Source organism: Pseudomonas sp. RW10S2, from assembly GCF_014268985.1.
Taxonomy (GTDB): domain Bacteria; phylum Pseudomonadota; class Gammaproteobacteria; order Pseudomonadales; family Pseudomonadaceae; genus Aquipseudomonas; species Aquipseudomonas wayambapalatensis.
Genome location: NZ_JABWRO010000247.1, coordinates 1 through 507 on the forward strand (window position 1 = coordinate 1; position 507 = coordinate 507).

The window sequence follows — 507 nt, forward strand, 5'->3', positions numbered from 1 at the left end:
CTCGGCGGCTCGGCTACCGTTCAGATCGCTGACACTGAAAGTGAAGTGGTCGCGACCCTGACGGCCGATAAAACCACCGTGTCCGAAGGCGGCGAGATCACTTACACCGTTACCCTGACCAACGCCCAAGGTCTGTCGGTTACTGGCCATAACGGCCTGGTCTTCACCCTCAGCGACGGCACCAAAGTGACCGTTCCGGCGGGCAGCGCCACCGGCACCATCACTATCCATGCCCCGGACGACGTTTACGTTGGCGGTCAACCGTCGATCATCAACAAGCTGGAAGGTGTCACTGGCGCGGATAACTTCGAGAAACTGACCCTCGGCGACAACTCCGTCACCACCACAGTGACTGACGAGCCAGGTACCGGCACCCCGGGCACCGGCAACGAAGGCGACAAGGTTTCCGTCACCATCGTCAGCAATGGCAATGTCACCGAAGATCAGCAACCGTCGTTCACCGTCAAAGTGAACCAACCGCTGGATCGTCCGCTCACCGTCACCCTG

General features: G+C 60.2%; 1 protein-coding gene. It reads left to right on the plus strand.

Annotated elements, in window-relative coordinates; translation table 11 throughout:
- Window positions 1-507: immunoglobulin-like domain-containing protein (locus HU729_RS25575; protein ID WP_346655325.1), on the plus strand; the 507-nt coding region annotated here is incomplete at both ends.